General features: G+C 43.5%; 14 protein-coding genes. 7 read left to right on the top strand and 7 right to left on the bottom strand.

Features of this window, described 5'->3' with window-relative positions; translation table 11 throughout:
* Positions 1–38: 38 nt before the first annotated feature.
* The 7 genes from IQ13_RS15135 to IQ13_RS15105 all read right to left on the bottom strand — a co-directional run bounded on the left by IQ13_RS15135 (position 39) and on the right by IQ13_RS15105 (position 7850).
* Complete coding sequence (locus IQ13_RS15135; RefSeq protein WP_144887275.1) at positions 39–818, bottom strand: heme ABC transporter ATP-binding protein; 780 nt, start codon at positions 816–818, stop codon at positions 39–41.
* The gene (locus IQ13_RS15130; protein ID WP_144887273.1) at positions 811–1863 is read right to left on the bottom strand and encodes a FecCD family ABC transporter permease; all 1053 of its coding nucleotides are present in this window, start codon (positions 1861–1863) and stop codon (positions 811–813) included. The genes IQ13_RS15135 and IQ13_RS15130 overlap by 8 nt, the downstream gene beginning before the upstream one ends.
* A complete protein-coding gene (locus IQ13_RS15125; protein WP_144887271.1) occupies positions 1847–2740 on the bottom strand; it encodes a heme/hemin ABC transporter substrate-binding protein in 894 nt (297 codons plus the stop codon). The genes IQ13_RS15130 and IQ13_RS15125 overlap by 17 nt, the downstream gene beginning before the upstream one ends.
* 56 nt (positions 2741–2796) lie before the next feature.
* A complete protein-coding gene (locus tag IQ13_RS15120; protein ID WP_144887269.1) occupies positions 2797–5217 on the bottom strand; it encodes a TonB-dependent receptor in 2421 nt (806 codons plus the stop codon).
* Between the two features lie 290 nt (positions 5218–5507).
* Positions 5508–6029: a hypothetical protein gene (locus tag IQ13_RS15115; RefSeq protein WP_144887267.1), complete on the bottom strand. Its 522-nt coding sequence runs from the start codon at positions 6027–6029 to the stop codon at positions 5508–5510.
* Positions 6030–6123: 94 nt separating this feature from the next.
* A complete protein-coding gene (locus IQ13_RS15110) occupies positions 6124–6897 on the bottom strand; it encodes a CHAD domain-containing protein (RefSeq protein WP_144887265.1) in 774 nt (257 codons plus the stop codon).
* A gap of 56 nt (positions 6898–6953) precedes the next feature.
* Positions 6954–7850: an SDR family oxidoreductase gene (locus tag IQ13_RS15105; protein WP_144887263.1), complete on the bottom strand. Its 897-nt coding sequence runs from the start codon at positions 7848–7850 to the stop codon at positions 6954–6956.
* 351 nt (positions 7851–8201) lie between these two features.
* On the opposite strand from IQ13_RS15105, the gene pfkA reads away from it, so the two are divergent.
* The 7 genes from pfkA (at position 8202) to IQ13_RS15070 (ending at position 17254) form a co-directional block, all read left to right on the top strand.
* Positions 8202–9185 carry a 6-phosphofructokinase gene (pfkA, locus tag IQ13_RS15100; protein ID WP_144887261.1) on the top strand — a complete coding sequence of 328 codons (984 nt, stop codon included), beginning with the start codon at positions 8202–8204 and terminating at the stop codon, positions 9183–9185.
* A gap of 80 nt (positions 9186–9265) precedes the next feature.
* Entirely contained in the window at positions 9266–10759 is a 1494-nt protein-coding gene (gene pyk / locus IQ13_RS15095) for a pyruvate kinase (protein ID WP_144887259.1), read from the top strand.
* 76 nt (positions 10760–10835) lie between these two features.
* Positions 10836–12584 (top strand): 5-oxoprolinase subunit PxpB, encoded by a 1749-nt coding sequence (pxpB, locus tag IQ13_RS15090; RefSeq protein ID WP_144887257.1) that lies wholly within the window; start codon positions 10836–10838, stop codon positions 12582–12584.
* A 54-nt stretch (positions 12585–12638) separates the two neighbouring features.
* A complete protein-coding gene (locus IQ13_RS15085) occupies positions 12639–13382 on the top strand; it encodes a 5-oxoprolinase subunit PxpA (RefSeq protein WP_144887255.1) in 744 nt (247 codons plus the stop codon).
* Positions 13360–14556: an NRAMP family divalent metal transporter gene (locus tag IQ13_RS15080; RefSeq protein WP_242009566.1), complete on the top strand. Its 1197-nt coding sequence runs from the start codon at positions 13360–13362 to the stop codon at positions 14554–14556. Before IQ13_RS15085 ends, IQ13_RS15080 begins: the two co-directional genes overlap by 23 nt.
* A 123-nt stretch (positions 14557–14679) precedes the next feature.
* Positions 14680–15255, top strand: coding sequence for a 2'-5' RNA ligase family protein (locus IQ13_RS15075; protein ID WP_144887253.1), 576 nt, complete (start codon positions 14680–14682; stop codon positions 15253–15255).
* A gap of 106 nt (positions 15256–15361) precedes the next feature.
* Positions 15362–17254, top strand: a complete 1893-nt coding sequence (locus tag IQ13_RS15070) for a CocE/NonD family hydrolase (protein WP_144887250.1) — start codon at positions 15362–15364, stop codon at positions 17252–17254.
* Positions 17255–17272: the final 18 nt, after the last annotated feature.

Here is a 17272-nt window from a genome sequence, read left to right as displayed (position 1 = left end):
TTCAATTACATAAACCGTCAGACAAATGCGTCAGGCAATTACTTGTAAACCACCATCGGTTTCCCATTCAACGGGTTTTGCAGAATGTGACTTTGCACGGCAAACACTTCCTGTACCAATTCTTCCGTTACAATCTCTTCCGGTTTACCATACGCTACCAACTCCCCTTCTTTCAGGAACAATAAGCGATCTGCATATTGCAAAGCAAGATTAAGATCGTGCATAACCGCCACCACTGTTGCCGGTTGCGCAGCAAATGCTGCAGCTTCTTTTAAAAACGCATGCTGGTAACGGATATCCAAATTATTAAGAGGTTCATCAAGAAAAAGAAAACGATTTCCTTCTTTCGATTCTTCTCCTAATTGCGCCAGCACACGTGCAAATTGTACACGTTGTCTTTCGCCTCCACTCAACGTTAAATAATTCCGCTTGCGAAAATCATTCAGCTTCAGCCTTTCCATTGCAGCTTCGCACAACTGATGATCATGTACAGATGGATTGAATTCAAAATGCGGATAGCGTCCCATCATCACCACTTCTTCAACAGGCAATGGAAAACTTAATTCCGGTTGCTGAGTCATGACAGCCCTGATATGTGCGAGCTGCAGCTTTTTAATTGCACGCAGGTTACGTTCGTCATACCATACTTCACCTGTGTAATTATCAACTGCTCCACTGAAGATGCGCAGCAAACTCGACTTACCGGAACCATTCGGGCCAAGTATCATCGTTACTTCTCCGGGTTGTAGTACAGCACTGATGCTGTGCAGTATTTGTTTATTGCCAATTGCGTAACTGATCTGTTCCAACTTAAGCATCGCCACCTCCTTTTTGTTGCAACAGGTTAAACTTCTTCAGCAATAAAATAAATACCGGCGCACCAACAAACGATGTAATAATGCCGATTGGTATTTCCGCAGGTGCCAATAATAATCTTGCAAGCACATCGGCCAAACAAAGCAATGCGGCACCCAGCAACATCGATGCAGGCAAGAGTTTTTTGTTATCGCTGCCAATGAGTAAACGAAGTATGTGCGGAACGATCAAACCCATAAAACTGATGACACCAACAAAAGCAGTAACAACAGCCACCATTGCTGTATTGAGCAACATGATCCTGCGTTTTAATTTATCTGCATCCACACCAAGATACCCCGCCTCCTCTTCACCAAGCAATAAAGCGTTCAACTCTTTGGTGTAACGCAAGGCAATAAAAAAGATGATGGCTGCAACTGTTGCAACAATCACTACCTGCAACCACGATGCACCGGAAAATGTTCCCAGGTTCCAGAAGGTAATACTTCTCGCCTGTGGATCTCTTGCGATGTAACTCATGAAACCGGTACCGCTTAATCCAATCGCATTAACGGCAATACCAACCAGCAACAACGAAACAATCGATACATGTTTTGTATGTTTTGAAAGTGCATACACAATCCATGTAGCAAGTAATGCGCCGGCAAAAGCAAACAAGGGAACAAGCAAAGGTCCGGTCATTGCTTTTATTGCAGGACTCATATTTACTCCTAACACAAAAACAAGCGAAGCCCCAAAGGCAGCACCTGCACTTGTGCCAACGAGCCCCGGTTCTACAATTGGATTGCGAAACAAACCCTGCATGAGTACACCACTCACAGCAAGCACCGCACCGGTAATAGCACAGAGTAACACACGTGGCAAACGCAATTGCAGAAATACCGATTCATAAATTCCCTGCGGACCTTTACCGTTTAAAAAATGCTGAATAGCTGAGGCCATTTCTGAAGGCAGAATACTTACAGCTCCGAATGCAATGGAACAAATAAGCACCACTACAAGCAACAAAATCAGCAATGGAAAGATGTAGTTATTTTGCTTGAACATTTGGTTTGCTGTGCAACAAGTGCATTAGTTGAATAATATTATCGCCGGAACGTGGGCCGAAATAGATCAAATCATGTTCTTCGAAACGGACGATGCGTTTGTTTCTTCCCGCATTGGTCAATGCTACACCCGGCACATCAGTAATAAATTTTTCCATGCTGCCCATTTTGTCAAAACCATAATCGGTAGCAATGATGATATCGGGGTTCGCTTCTGCCACAGCTTCTGCACTGATCTGCCTTGCACCTTTTGCATCGTAATGGGTCACCTTGCCTCCCGCTGCTGCAATCATTTTATCAGGTACAGCTTTACGTCCGCTCATTACAAAATAAATATTGTTGGCACGGCCGAAATGGATGACCATTACATTGGGTGTATCTTTTATGTTCATTGCTTTTAATGAATCGGCTGCACGTTGCATCGACAGATTCATTGCATTGATAATAGAATCTGCTTTTGCTTCTGCACCAAAATAAATACCCAGCTCTTTCAGCAACAGTTTTGCACTGTCGGCTGTATTAGCGCCGCCAAATGCTTTTACATTTAATCCTGCAGCTGTTATCTGGGGCAATACATTCTCCGGACCAATATCATTGCTGTGTATCACTAAATCGGGAGTCATTGCAATAATTGCTTCTGCACTCAATGCACGGTGATAGCCAACTGTCTTTAACAACTTTGCACTGTCGGGATAAGTACTGCTTAAATCAACCGCAACAATCTGGTTGCCTTTCCCCAATGCAAATAACATTTCGGTAAGATGCTTGGATAAACAAACAATGCGTTGCTGTTTCTTGCCTTCCGTTTCTTTGTTGCCAAAACGGCCGCAGGAAAAAAACAGCATTGCTGTTAAGCTTACTAAGATTATTCTATTCATAGCTGTACACTTCTTTAGAAAAATGTTGCGGGCAGCTTCGCTGCCCGCAACGGGGTTTAGAAATTATATTTCAGATTAATGCCGCCAAAGAAGTTGGTTGTCTTTGGTGCAGGGATGTACGCATCTGGCAACTGGTTAACAAACACCATCAGGTAATACTTGGTGTTGGTTAAGTTGGTAGCACCGGCATACGCTTCCACTTCAAAGTGATTACCGAGATTCTGCCGAACACCAATTTTACCATTCAGCAGATTATATGCAGGCGCATAATAATCGTTAAGTGAAGTGATCGGCATTTTGTCTTTGTAGTTGTAAGTAACATTTGCATACAAACCATATTTCATTTGCACATCCACACCAATATTGGCAGTAATCTTTGCCACACCGCCTACGGCTTTACCACTGTAATCTTCTGTTTGTGTCACCGACTTTTGAATGGTAAATCCTTTTGCATACGTAAAATCAGAATAAGCAAGGTTAGCAAACGGCCTTACAATGTTGAAGAATCCGGTGTTCGATTGTACAACCGTGTACTTCACCAATGCTTCCAATCCTTTGTGTAATTGTTTGCCACCATTGACCATGTACGAATACAAAGTAGTATTTGCATTTGCAGGCGATTGTACAGCAACAGCAGTCATCTTGTTAGCGAATGTTGCATAGAACAGTGCCAGTTCGTACACTAAACGACCGTGTAGTGTTTGCCCTTTACTGCCCACTTCGTATTGCGAACCGATCTCCGGTTTCAGAGTTTCATTTACACGACCGGTTGCAGGCGTTGCGGGTGTTGTAACTGCAGGAGTGGTGATGTAGAAATAAGAACTAACCGGCGCCTTGTACGCTTTGCTGTACGTTGCATAAACCGACAATTCTTTATTGAACACTTTATTGATCGACACCTGTGGTGATGCCATTCCTGTGTATGCTTTTTCGTAACGTGCAGGACGTGTTGCAAGAGCCGGATTAAAACGGTCATCCAGTCTTATTTTCATATCGCTTACACCAATGCCCGCTGTTACTGAAAAATCTTTTGGCAACACGAATGTCCACTGCGTAAACAACGATCCTGTTTTGCTCATTACAAAGGCATTAGAAGTATTGGCATTTACAACCCAGTATCGACTTACTCCATACGTCCATGTACCGGGGTTCGGATCGTTGGGATCGGCTTTCATATTATAACCAACTGTTTGTCCGTCCTGGCGCTGCAACTCAACACCTGTCACACCATTTAACGCTACACCATTTGCCAATGGAAAACGTGTATCAAACACCGAACGTAAACCGTAGTTGATGGTATTCTTATCCGTCCAGCCACCGGCACTGCTTACATTGCTGGAGAAGCCTGTTCCAAATACAGCAGTACTGTTACTGATGTTTGAGTTGAAGTTATAGGTATGTGCTACACCCGAACGGAACGTAACCACATTGCTGTGGGCATTGCGTTTGATGTATTCAGGATTGCCTGAATAATCGTTGTTCTGCCATTGTGTTAATGTTAATTCGCCTAAACGTTCGTCGTAGCTGTTGCTGTAACCAACATAAGTGCTGAGGCTTTGTTTCTCATTCAACTGAAAATCGCCGATCACATTGGCAAAGTCTTTCTTCGATTTGTTGTGAATAGAAAAACCATCTGATTTCTGTTTGCCATAATTCACCAGCAAAGAAGTTTTTTCTTTGCCCACCTGCAGCTGTGTAGTGTAACGCTGCAGGCCATAGTTGCCGATCATTACTTCCTGGCTCAGCGATGTTTTATTTTTTTCGGCTTTTGTTGTACGCAGGTTTACTGCACCTGCAATGGCCAAACCATACAACGAACCGGCTGATCCTTTTACAATCTCCACATTACCTACCGAACCAAAATCAATATCATCGAATGTAGTAATGCCCTCCGCATCTGTAACAGGAATACCATTGAGGTACACTTTATAACCTTGTCCATCAAAATTACTACTGATACCTCTTGTACCACGTGAACCATTGCCATAGCCACGAATATTGAGCTGCTGACCACCACCCACTGTACGACGGTTCATGGTTACACCCGGCACATTGGTTTGAATAGCATCATCTAAAAATAAACCTGTACCACGTTTCAACTCAACCGCTGTTAACTTGGCAATAGATGCCGGCTGATACAGAATAGATTTATTACCGGACGCTGCAGAAATCTCTACTTCCTGCAACGCAATGCCTGCAGGTTTTAATTCAACAACCAGTTCAGCATCGCAATTTTTAATGAGTTGATGAAAGCTTTCATAACCCACAAACGAAATAGTGATCCTTGATGTTTTGCTGCAATTAACCTGGAAGCGGCCATCCTTATCAGCCGTAACAACAGCACCAACAAACGAAACGGAAGCACCAGCAAGTGGCTTGCCGCTTATAACGTCAACGACCTTTCCTTTAAGAGAAGATTGTGCAAATAAAGTAACTGAGAAAAGAACAGCGAATAGTAAGAACGAAAATTGTTTCATCACAAATAGAATTTAGTTTTAGTTGCTGGAACAGCAATCGCTGATCAGCAAAACATTTCAACTGAAACGATTGACTGATGGACGCCTGTACCCGTAACCGAATGGATTGCGCTATGCATGCGCACAGCACCTGCTGCAAATGCAAGCCTGAATAAAAAGGCAAACACATTTGCTGCAGTTAAAAGACACAGTTGGAGCTGCTGCATGTTTTGCAGCAAACACTTGCTACTTTTAAAGAATAATAAAACATGCCGTAAAGATTATTCCGGCAAATGTGAAGTAATAGCCTGTCAGGCTTTGGGTGGAGGATCTTTGATTTCTTTGCTTACAGAAACAAGATGCTGTTCTAACATTCCGAAAGACGGACGTTCCACAACCAATCCTGTAAATTCAACTGTTAACTTTGACAATACAAATACCGGCAATTGAAATTTGACGAGCTGCTTGCCATGCTTACTGCCGTGCCTGCCTTGTTGACCGCCACGTACAGCATCTGCCAGTTTCTTCAACAGCTGCTTTTCTTTTTTATCGTTAATGCAATAGTAGAGTGTTTTTGTCCCCTCTTTTCTAACCTCAACAATATCATACAACTCATCGTGCAGGTAAAACTCTTTGTTTTCTTCTTCCCAACGAAAAGAAGTACCGGCTGCAGAAGGATCGATCACTTCAAGTTCTGAAAAAGAAATACCTGCCAGCATTTCTTTCTTCATTTCTCTTTTCAGTTGTTTTTGCTGAAAAGTGTACAGAAAGTAATAACCCATCTGCGTAAAAAATACGGGAACAAGAAAGAATATAGCAACCAGTTTTCTCAAGCAGTTTCTTTAGATAAAACTAAGTTAGCAGTTTTTGCTTTTCAGTTATCGCTGCACCCGATTGCGCATACTTTTTAAATGATAAGCGGTAACATCAGCTGCGAATCATCAATTGCTTGGCCGCCTTTTCGTGTTGGATGATTTCCTGTTGCAATTGCAAACGGCATCGTGCAAATTGCCGGCGTACTTTTTCATCGGGGTGCAGGTATAATAATTCATGTTCCATTTTTTGTAAACGTTCTTCCGCATCGTGCCAAAGGCCAATTGTATCCTGCAACCGATCCAGCCGTTTACAGGTTTGTACAGGCAGCAGTTTCAACCTGTCTCCTTCCTTTAACCAATGCTGGGTATACAGTAATTGTTTTAGCTGTTTACGGTATAAATGCCAGTCTGCAGTTGTAACAGATGAGCGTTCTTTAACTATTGTTTCCTTTAATGCCGAAGTATAGTTTAGTATTTGTTGCTGATCGATTGACGCAGTTTGTTTTTTCAGTTTTGTTTTCAGCTTTCCCAAGCTCTTCTGCCAATCACTTTTTTGTGCTGCAAATAATTCCTCCTCTTCTGTCAGCTTTATCTGCAACAATGTAGCTTCAATAATAGCGGCGCAGCGATGTTTTTGCAACCAGCTTACACGCAACTGCATTTCTCTGATGACACCTGCATTGCTAAAGAGTTGCTTCAGTAAATGTTTGAGCTTTTTATGTTTTCCCGGATGGACCGCCTGCAGTAATTCAATGACCGCTTTTACCTTCTTAAGCGCCACACGCAACTGGTGTAGCAGTTCTTTGTCGACAGATGGGGTATAATCGTCGAGCAGCTGTTGTGCAGCAGCAATCTGCTTTACTACGTATTCGCCAGGCAGGTTCATAAAAATCGTATTACATACTTTTTAGCGAAGGCTATTGCAGCCAACCGGCAGCAGGTTTACAAACCAAACGATTTTCGCAATCCTTCTTCCAACCGAATTGGCACAAAACCCAATTCCTTTACAGCTTTTGTAATAATAAAGCCCGTTTTGGGCGGACGTTTTGCTGGCTCCGTAAACGTATCGGCTGTTACTTTTTCAATCAACGAAGCATCGAGTTGCAATGTATTAGCCACCATTACTGCTAACTGGTAAGGCGTACACATTTCTTTACCCGAAATATGATACACGCCTTTGGCATGCTTCATCACAACCAATAAAATTCCTTTCGCTAAATCTTCTACATACGTTGGTGTGCGAAACTGATCATCTACTACGTTGATTCGCTCACCGGCGCTCAACTTCTCTTTTACCCATTGCACAAAATTTCCTCTGCCGCCGGGCACTTTGCCACCGTACACCAGCACCGTTCTTACGATTGCCCAATGCAGCGAACTCATGGTTACCATTTCTTCTGCAAGCCGTTTGCTTTCGCCGTAATCATTAATTGGATTTGGTTTAGCTGTTTCATCGTAAGGTCCTTCTTTCCCGTCAAACACAAAATCGGTGCTGAGATAAATAAAGTACGATCTTGTTTTTTGCGCAGCACGCAGCAACACACGGGTAGCCGCAACATTGGTTTTCCAGCAAGCCGTTTTATCGGTTGCACAATCGTTGGGCTGGGTAATTGCTGCGGTATGAATAATGATGTGGGGAGAAACTTTTTCTACCAGCAGTTGCGTTTGCCTGTAATCAGTTAAGTCGAAGCTGTGGTAATGCACGGCATTTTGTTCGCCATATGCTAACCGGCTGGCTCCTTTTCCGCAGGCATGAATAACGAATTTGCCTTCATCAACCAGCTGCCGGACCAGATGCTGCCCTAAAAAGCCATTTGCGCCTGTTACAAGCACTTTCATGTGTGTAGTTATTATTATTTCTTTGAACACATGGATAACCAAACCAGCTACAACTTCGTCTGTGGAAAGAAGGCCTCCTGCTGCTTCAAAATTTACGTTAGAATGGTTATTTCATGCATTGAATATAAGAAATGCGATTTAAACGGGTAAAACAGTACGAATTAGCTGTAAATGAAGCCTGCATTTAACTTGACACATAAAGTATGAACGAATGAATGATTTGCAAACGTTTGAAACAAACGACGAACAAGCGTTATCATAGCATTTCCTTATTTTTGCCCCGCCAAAAGCAAGGCAATTCTGCAAATCGTTGCAGCCTCTTGCATTGGTACGATCTAATTCAACTATCTAATGAGCAAAAAAGTAACAAAGATCGGCGTATTAACATCGGGTGGCGACTCACCCGGCATGAATGCGGCCATCAGAGCCGTTGTTCGAACCGGTCTCTATCACAATATGGAAGTGTTTGGTATCATGCGTGGATACCAGGGTATGATTGACGACGACATTGTTCCCATGCACAGCCGCAGCGTAGCCAACATCATTCAACGAGGCGGTACCATTCTTAAGACAGCAAGAAGTAAAGATTTCTACACACCCGAAGGACGCAAAAAAGCCTACGACAACTTAAAGAAACACGGTATTGACGGATTGGTTGTGATTGGTGGCGATGGCAGTTTCCGTGGCGCACAGAAATTCTCGAACGAATTCGATATTCCCTGTATTGGTTTACCCGGTACAATTGATAAAGATATTGCGGGCAGCGATTTTACCATTGGTTTCGACACTGCAGTAAATACAGCCATTGAAGCAATTGATAAGATTCGTGACACAGCCGATGCACACGACCGTCTTTTTATTATTGAAGTAATGGGACGTGATGCAGGTTATATTGCTTTGCACAGTGGTATTGCCACAGGCGCTGAGCACATTCTTATTCCCGAAACAAAAACAGACATTGAAGCTGTAGTTGATTCGTTGGAAGAAAAAGAACGCCGCAAAAAACTCGTAAATATGATTGTTGTAGCCGAAGGCGATGAAACCGGCGGCGCCAACGAAGTATTAACGATCATTAAAAAGCGTTTACCGCATTTGGATACCCGTGTTTGTATTCTCGGTCATATTCAGCGTGGTGGTTCACCATCCTGTCTTGATCGTTTAATCGCCAGCCGCTTAGGTTATGCAGCGGTTGATTGTTTAATCGAAGGCAAACACAATATCATGATTGGTATTATGAACAACAAACTTCATTTCACTGCGCTGGATAAAGCTGTAAAAGCCAAACAGAAGATCAGTGAAGAATGGATGAAGATTGTGAAGATCCTGGCCAGCTAAGCTGCTGCCCTGTTTGTTCATTCTTGAAATTCAATTCCCGTAGCGGGCTTTATAAAAAATAATCATCCAAACTGGCTGTTATGTCAAAAAACGTTGAAAAATATTTGCACAAGGAAATGGACAAAGAAGCAGGTAAAAAGCACATGAGTCATCGTACAAAAATTGTTGCGACTGTTGGTCCGGCCTGCGATACTTACGATAAATTATTAGAGCTGGTAAGAGCAGGTGTAAATGTGTTTCGCCTTAACTTTTCGCATGGCGCACACGAAGACAAAGCACAGATTATTGAACATATCCGCAACATCAATAAAAACGAACCGTACAATATTGCCATCCTTGGCGATTTGCAGGGACCTAAGTTGCGTGTGGGTGAAATGGAGAATGGTGGTATTGATGTGGCAGAAGGCGACATCCTCACCTTCACCAACGAAAAACTGGTAGGTACCAAAGAACGCATTTATGTTTCTTACCCCAACCTGCATAAAGATGTAAAGCCAGGCAACATTATCTTAATTGATGATGGTAAGCTGGAAGTAAAAGTGGTAGGCATTACAAAAGCAAACGACGTACAGGTACAGGTTACATTGGGTGGCCGTCTTTCGTCGAAGAAAGGCATTAACCTCCCCGATACAAAAATTTCGTTACCTGCATTAACCGATAAAGATCTGGCCGATCTGGAATTCATCATCGACCAGCAATTGGATTGGGTAGCACTTTCATTTGTGCGTAATGTAAAAGACATTATCATTCTCCGTAATAAACTGGATGAGCGCAAGAGCAAAACCAAGATTATTGCGAAGATTGAAAAACCAGAAGCTGTTGCCAACATCCGTGACATCATTATTGAAAGTGATGCCATCATGGTTGCACGTGGTGACTTGGGTGTAGAAATGCCGGTTGAAAAGGTTCCGTTGATTCAGAAAGACATCATCCGCAAATGTATTCACCGTGCAAAGCCGGTAATCGTTGCTACCCAGATGATGGAAAGTATGATTGACCGTGTGAAGCCAAACCGTAGCGAAATTACCGACGTTGCGAATGCCGTAATGGAAGGTACTGATGCGGTGATGTTGAGTGGAGAAACAGCTACCGGTAATCATCCTGCATTGGTGGTAGAAACCATGTGCAAGATCATTGAAGAAGTTGAAACAAGCTCTTACTACCGTTACGATCGTGAAGAAGATCTGAAGCCACAGCCGCACTCTCCTTCTTTCCTGAGTGATGCGATCTGTTACAATGCCTGCGAAATTGCAAAAGACGTTCATGCAAAAGCATTGATTGGTATGACGCAGAGCGGTTACACCGGTTTCATGTTGAGCAGTTTCCGTCCGAAAGCGCCACTGTTCATCTTCACCAAAGAACGCAGCCTGGTAAACCAACTGAGTTTAAGCTGGGGTGTTCGTGCCTTCTACTATTCAGAAGAGATCAGCGTAGATGATATCATTGCAGACCAGATTGATATTTTGCGTCAGCGTGGTTTTGTACAAACAGGCGATATTGTGGTGAACACCGGTAGTACACCTGTTCATCTGCATCTGCCAACCAACCTCATCAAGATCAGCGTTGTTGATTAATTTCATTTCAACAGCAAAAAATAAAGAAACGCTCCTGCAAAGGAGCGTTTTTGTTTAGTTTGTATTTTGAGCAGGTATGCAACTTTTCTCTGTTCATCCGGTTAATGAATCTTCCATTCTGCTCAGGTTTGGTAACAGTATTGATGTGCATACGCATCAACAACTGATGCAGGCGAAGCATTGCATTGAACAAAATCCCTTTCTCGGCTTTGTTGAAACCGTTCCTGCATACAATACACTTGCTGTTTACTTCAATCCTGTTGAAGTGGAACAAACAGCTGCAAGCATTGCAGCATCGGTAGAAGAATCTGTAAGGAATATTATTGCAAATGCAAAGAGCCCAACCGCATCAACAACAACGCAACTAATAGAAATTCCTGTTTGTTACAATGAGGACTTTGCACCCGATCTTGCAGAAACGGCAGGCAACTTACGGTTAAGTACAGAAGCGTTGATTCAACTGCATTGCAGCAAAACTTATCATGTGTACATGCTTGGTTTTACACCCGGTTTTCCGTACATGGGTAAAACAGATGAGCGTATTGTTACAAAGCGTAAACAGCAACCACGGCTTGCAGTTGCACCCGGCTCTGTTGCCATTGCAGGCGAACAAACAGGCATCTATCCTTTTGCAACACCCGGCGGCTGGAATATTATTGGCCGTACACCCTTGCAGTTATTTGATCGCCACAGAACAAATCCATTTTTGTTGAAAGCAGGTGATGAAGTACAATTCAAACCTATTACTCCAGATGAGTTTGAACAATACAGTACGTCAGACGCCCCCGTCGGACGGGAATTAAAAAACAACATCACTCATCTAACAAAGACTTCAGATGACAACAAACCAAGCATACAGGTTGAACAATGCGGTTTCTTAACCACACTGCAGGATACCGGACGCACCGGCTACCTGCAATACGGCGTAAGTAAAGGCGGCGCCATGGATAGTTCTGCAGCACAGTTGGCAAACGTATTGGTTGGGAACGATGCAGATGAAACAGTATTGGAGTTAACACAATCACCGCATCGCTTTGTATTTACTGCTGATACAGTCATTGCTTTTACAGGAGGCGGTTTACAACCCGAAACAGAGCAACAGCTATTGCCGTTGCACAAACCATTATTTATTGCTGCAGGAACGGTTGTACACTGCAGGCAACAATTACCCGGCTTTCGTTTATACATGGCCGTTGCCGGTGGTTTTGCTGCCGATGAATTTCTGCAAAGCAGTTCAACCGATCTGTTGATAAAAGCAGGCGGCTTTGATGGCCGGCCTTTGAAGAAAGCAGATATTCTCGCTCAAAAAAACAAACACAGCAAATTGCAACAGCAGTTACTGCAGGTGTTAAAAGCAGGTGCAACAATTGAATTATTTCAATCAAATGAGTCGATGAGGGGCACTACAATCCGTGTATTGAAAGGCGCTGAATGGAATTATCTCACCGATGCATCTTCATCCAACTTTACGCAACAAGCATTTACTGTTACACAGCAAAGTAACCGCATGGGCTATCGTTTGAAAACGGAAACACTTCAAACCAACCAGTCCTGCGATATTGTTTCATCACCTGTAACGCAGGGAACCGTACAGCTAACATCGTCTGGAGAAATGATCATACTCATGGCCGATGCACAAACCGTAGGCGGCTATCCACGCATTGCACAGGTGTGCGCTGCCGATCTTTCGTTACTGGCGCAAAAGAAACCGGGTGATGCAATTCAATTTCAAATTGTAAGTTTACAGGAAGCGGAAGCATTGTACATGAAACGTGCAGAAGAATTGAAACGGGTGCAGGATGCATTAGCTTCACTGGTTAAATAAATCATCATTAAAAAAGGGTCTGACGGACTGCGACCGTGCCGACCAATGTGCAATATGAAATCAATTGATCTGAATTGCGATTTAGGCGAAGGTCTTGCAACTGATGCACAGATCATTCCGCTCATCAGCAGTGCCAACATTGCCTGTGGTTATCATGCAGGCGATATGGACACGATGAAGCGGACGATTGCATTATGTCTGCAACACAATGTCAATATCGGTGCACACCCATCGTGGCCCGACAAAGAAAATTTCGGCAGAACAGAAATGCACAAATCAACAGCAGAAATCATAGCGCTTGTTACAACACAACTGCAGCTGATCGATGATACGGCAAAGCAAATGGGTGCTGTACTGAAACATGTAAAGCCACACGGAGCACTGTACAATCAAGCGGCAAAAGTCAGTACTGTTGCTGCAGCTGTTGCAGAAGCTGTGTCGCTGTTTAATCCATCACTTGTACTGTTTGGTTTAAGCGGCAGTTTATCCATCAGCATCGCCAAACAAAAAGGTTTGCAAACAGCCAACGAAGTATTTGCCGATCGTACGTATACCGATGAGGGCAGCTTAACGCCCCGCTCCCAACCCGATGCATTGATCGAATCAATTGATGCAGCTGTTGAACAGGCGTTGCGGATGATACGACAACAGACAGTAATGAGTACTTCCGGTAAAACGATTCCTGTTGTTGCCGATACGATTTGTTTGCATGGCGACGGCAAACATGCAGTGGACTTTTGCAAAGCCATTGTTGAAAACTTAAAACAAAACCAGGTTGACATCAAACCCGTCGCATAAAAGAATTGTAAACAGTGCCGGCATTGGTGCTGCATTCCTCATGGCAACTTCTGCCATTGGCCCCGGCTTTCTTACACAAACCACGGTGTTTACCCAACAGCTGATGGCCAGCATGGGTTTTGTGATTCTCGTTTCTGTACTTATCGATATTGTTGCACAACTCAACATCTGGCAAATACTAACGGCTAACAACAAACGTGGAAGTGAACTGGCCAATGAAGTGTTACCCGGCAGCGGTCATGTGTTAACAGTGCTTATTTGTTTAGGCGGATTGGCGTTTAACATCGGCAACATCTCCGGTGCTGGGCTTGGACTGAATATTCTTTTCCCGATAAGTGTGGATACAGGCAGCATCATCAGTGCGGTCATTGCAGTTGTACTATTCCTGTCGAAAGATATTGCCAAAGCCATGGACCTGTTTGTAAAAGTGCTGGGCTTTGTGATGCTGGGTTTAATGCTCTACGTTGTATTTTTTGCACAGCCTGCCATGGGAGAAGTGGTGCATCGTACAATAATCCCTTCAACCATCAACTTCACCTCCATTGTTACATTGGTAGGCGGCACGGTGGGTGGCTATATTACGTTTGCAGGCGCCCATCGTTTACTCGAAAACAAAGCAGGTATTCCTTCTTTACCCGAAGTGAAACGCAGTGCAGTAACAGGCATTATCCTTACAGCCTGTATGCGCATTTTATTATTTCTTGCAGTGTTGGGTGTATTGCAACATGGCGCACAACTTGATGCAGCTAATCCTGCTGCTTCTGTCTTTCAATCGGCATTGGGTACGATCGGTTATAAACTGTTTGGTATTGTACTATGGAGTGCAGCCATTACATCTGTTGTTGGCTCGGCCTTTACATCGGTGAGCTTTTTAAAAACCCTGCATCCTTTTTTTGAAAAACAGCAACGTATTGTTATCATCAGCTTTATCCTGTTATCCACTTGTATTTTCTTAGCATGGGGCAAGCCTGTTCTCATTCTCGTAATTGTAGGCACACTCAATGGTTTTATTCTGCCGTTCTCGCTGGGTTTAATGTTATGGATTATGATGAAAAAAGAATTACCCGGCTATAAACATCCGCAATGGTTGTTGTGGAGCGGATGGCTGGTAGTAGCGGTGATGTTGTGGATGAGCATTGTTACCTGCATCAACGAAATACCAAAGTTGTTTTAAATAATTTTGCCACTAAGACACAAAGACAGGAAGAAACACAAAGAAGAAACAAAGGAAAAAGCCACTATTTTTTTCTTCGTGCTCCCTTGAGCCTTTGTGCCTTTGCGGCTACTGCATTAAAACATGAACCAAGCAACAACACATAGCATGTTTTACATCGCTGTACTTTGTTCACCTGAAATTGACAGCAAAATACAGGCACACAAAGTATGGATGCGTGAACGGTTTGGCTGTACCGTTGCCTTAAAATCAGCAGCACACATCACACTCATTCCACCGTTTTGGTTAGCAAATGGACAGGAACAATTGCTCATAGAAACCTTGCATACATTTGTCACATCCATTCAACCTTTCACTGTTCACTTGAAACACTTTGGGCACTTTGGCAACAAAGTCATTTTTGCATCGGTTGAAGAAAATCATTTGCTGGGCAGTTTGCGCAAGGCTACAGAAGATCATTTTATTATTCCGTTTCACAACAGCATTCAACCCGACGATCGTCCGTTTCATCCGCATGTAACCATTGCCAACCGTGATATTAAACCCGGCGACTTCAACAAAGCATGGGCGCATTTCGCAAAACTGCACTTTGACGAAGCATTTACTGCTTCAAAAATCTCACTGCTCAAATTAAGTCCGGGCAAGTGGAATATGATTGCCGATCAACCTTTCAGTGCCGGAACAGCTTCGCTCAATTAAAGCGCAGCCAGATTAAATACTGCATGCAACCGTTTGTGCACAATACAGCAACGGCTAAACTGCTTTCGCCCAAAATCAATAACTTTCGCTCCTAAATGTTTCCGGCATGAGAAAGCTCTTTTCAACCATTTTACTTTTATTTTTTTTAGCATCCGTTTTTGCACAAACGCTCAATCAACAGGATTCGGCGTGGATCAGGGATAACTACATCAAAAAAGAAATCATGATCCCGATGCGTGACGGCATCAAGTTGTTTACCGCTGTGTACATTCCAAAAAATAACAGCGAACAACATCCCATCTTAATGAACCGCACACCGTATTCCTGTGCACCTTACGGCGAAAATAATTTCCGTGCATTTTGGGATAACCATTGGCGCTATTACATGCGCCGCAATTACATCATTGTACTGCAGGATGTACGTGGCCGCTGGATGAGTGAAGGAGAGTTTGTGGATGTTCGTCCTTTCAATCCCAACAAAAAAGGAATTGAATTTGATGAAGCAAGTGATACGTACGATGCCATCGACTGGCTCGTAAAAAATATTCCCAACAACAATAAGAAGGTCGGCATCTTCGGTATTTCTTATCCCGGCTTCTACTCTACCATTGCAGCGTTGAGTAATCATCCCTCACTCGTGGCCGTTAGTCCGCAGGCGCCTGTTACCGATTGGTTCATGGGCGATGATTTCCATCACAACGGTGCCTTTTTTCAAATGGATGGTTTTGCATTCTATTCTTCGTTTGGTAAACCACGCCCCAAGCCTACAACAGTTGGTTCGCCCGGTTTTAATTTCCCAACACGTGATGCGTACAAGTTTTATTTAGAAGCAGGAAGTACCAAGCAACTGGCAAAATTATTAGGCGACAGTATTGCATTCTGGCAGGAGATGTACAAACATCCCAACTACGATGATTGGTGGAAGGCCCGCAACATCCGCAACTTTGTTGATCATGTGCCGACACATACGGCAACATTGGTTGTTGGAGGCTTGTTTGATGCAGAAGATTGTTTTGGTGCTTGGCGCACTTACGAAGCCATTGAAAAGAAAGCAAAGAACAACAACCGTATTGTAATGGGGCCCTGGTATCACGGACAATGGAGCCGTGGCGATGGCAGCAGTTTAGGCAATGTGAAATTCGGCAGCAATACGTCAACCTATTATCAAAACGAAATAGAACTGCCGTTCTTTATGCATCATTTAGAAGGCAAAGCAAGTGTTGAATCATTAGCCGAAGCAACGATCTTCTTCACCGGCGAAAACAAGTGGCGCAACTTTGCACAATGGCCCGCAGCCAATGTACAAATGACGCCGATGTATCTGCAACCAAACGGTGCATTGAGCTGGAACAAACCAACGGTTGCAAAAAGTGCAACAGAGTATATCAGCGATCCTGCAAAGCCGGTTCCTTATACCGAAGATGTACACTTCAGCAGAACCATTGCATACATGACCGATGACCAACGTTTTGCCAACCGCCGTACAGATGTATTGAGTTTTCAAACCGATGTATTAACAGATGATGTTACACTTGCAGGAACAGTGATTGCCGATCTGCTCACGAGCATTTCTACAACCGATGCCGATTTTGTGGTGAAGCTGATTGACGTATTCCCCAGCGACTTTACTTATCCCGGCACAACAACAGCAGCAGGAAGACTTGGCGGCGGTTCTTACCCCATGGGCGATTATCAAATGCTGGTACGTGGCGAAGTAATGCGTGGACGTTTCCGCAACAGTTTTGAAAAGCCACAGGCGTTTACACCCAACAAAGTAGAGAAGGTGAAATTTGAGTTGCCTGATGTGGCACATACTTTCCAAAAAGGTCATCGCATTATGATACAGATACAAAGCAGCTGGTTCCCGTTGGTGGATCGTAACCCGCAGCAGTTTGTAAATATTTATGAAGCCGATGCAAAAGATTATATCAAAAGCAAAATCAGTATCTGGCACGATGCAAAAAACAGTTCGAGTATTGTGCTGCCTGTTTTGAAATAAACGTCAACTATTTACTCT

This window comes from Lacibacter cauensis (assembly GCF_007830055.1).
GTDB classification, from domain to species: Bacteria; Bacteroidota; Bacteroidia; order Chitinophagales; family Chitinophagaceae; genus Lacibacter; species Lacibacter cauensis.
This window is presented reverse-complemented; position numbering and strand designations above follow the sequence as displayed.

What these genes read in the sequence shown, in the direction of transcription:
- pxpB (WP_144887257.1), top strand. Translation starts at nt 10,836, where the DNA reads ATGCAACTTTTCTCTGTTCATCCGGTTAATGAATCTTCCATTCTGCTC.
- IQ13_RS15085 (WP_144887255.1), top strand. Translation starts at nt 12,639, where the DNA reads ATGAAATCAATTGATCTGAATTGCGATTTAGGCGAAGGTCTTGCAACT.
- pyk (WP_144887259.1), top strand. Translation starts at nt 9,266, where the DNA reads ATGTCAAAAAACGTTGAAAAATATTTGCACAAGGAAATGGACAAAGAA.
- IQ13_RS15135 (WP_144887275.1), bottom strand. Translation starts at nt 818, where the DNA reads ATGCTTAAGTTGGAACAGATCAGTTACGCAATTGGCAATAAACAAATA.
- IQ13_RS15105 (WP_144887263.1), bottom strand. Translation starts at nt 7,850, where the DNA reads ATGAAAGTGCTTGTAACAGGCGCAAATGGCTTTTTAGGGCAGCATCTG.
- IQ13_RS15130 (WP_144887273.1), bottom strand. Translation starts at nt 1,863, where the DNA reads ATGTTCAAGCAAAATAACTACATCTTTCCATTGCTGATTTTGTTGCTT.
- IQ13_RS15075 (WP_144887253.1), top strand. Translation starts at nt 14,680, where the DNA reads ATGAACCAAGCAACAACACATAGCATGTTTTACATCGCTGTACTTTGT.
- IQ13_RS15125 (WP_144887271.1), bottom strand. Translation starts at nt 2,740, where the DNA reads ATGAATAGAATAATCTTAGTAAGCTTAACAGCAATGCTGTTTTTTTCC.
- IQ13_RS15120 (WP_144887269.1), bottom strand. Translation starts at nt 5,217, where the DNA reads ATGAAACAATTTTCGTTCTTACTATTCGCTGTTCTTTTCTCAGTTACT.
- pfkA (WP_144887261.1), top strand. Translation starts at nt 8,202, where the DNA reads ATGAGCAAAAAAGTAACAAAGATCGGCGTATTAACATCGGGTGGCGAC.
- IQ13_RS15070 (WP_144887250.1), top strand. Translation starts at nt 15,362, where the DNA reads ATGAGAAAGCTCTTTTCAACCATTTTACTTTTATTTTTTTTAGCATCC.
- IQ13_RS15110 (WP_144887265.1), bottom strand. Translation starts at nt 6,897, where the DNA reads ATGAACCTGCCTGGCGAATACGTAGTAAAGCAGATTGCTGCTGCACAA.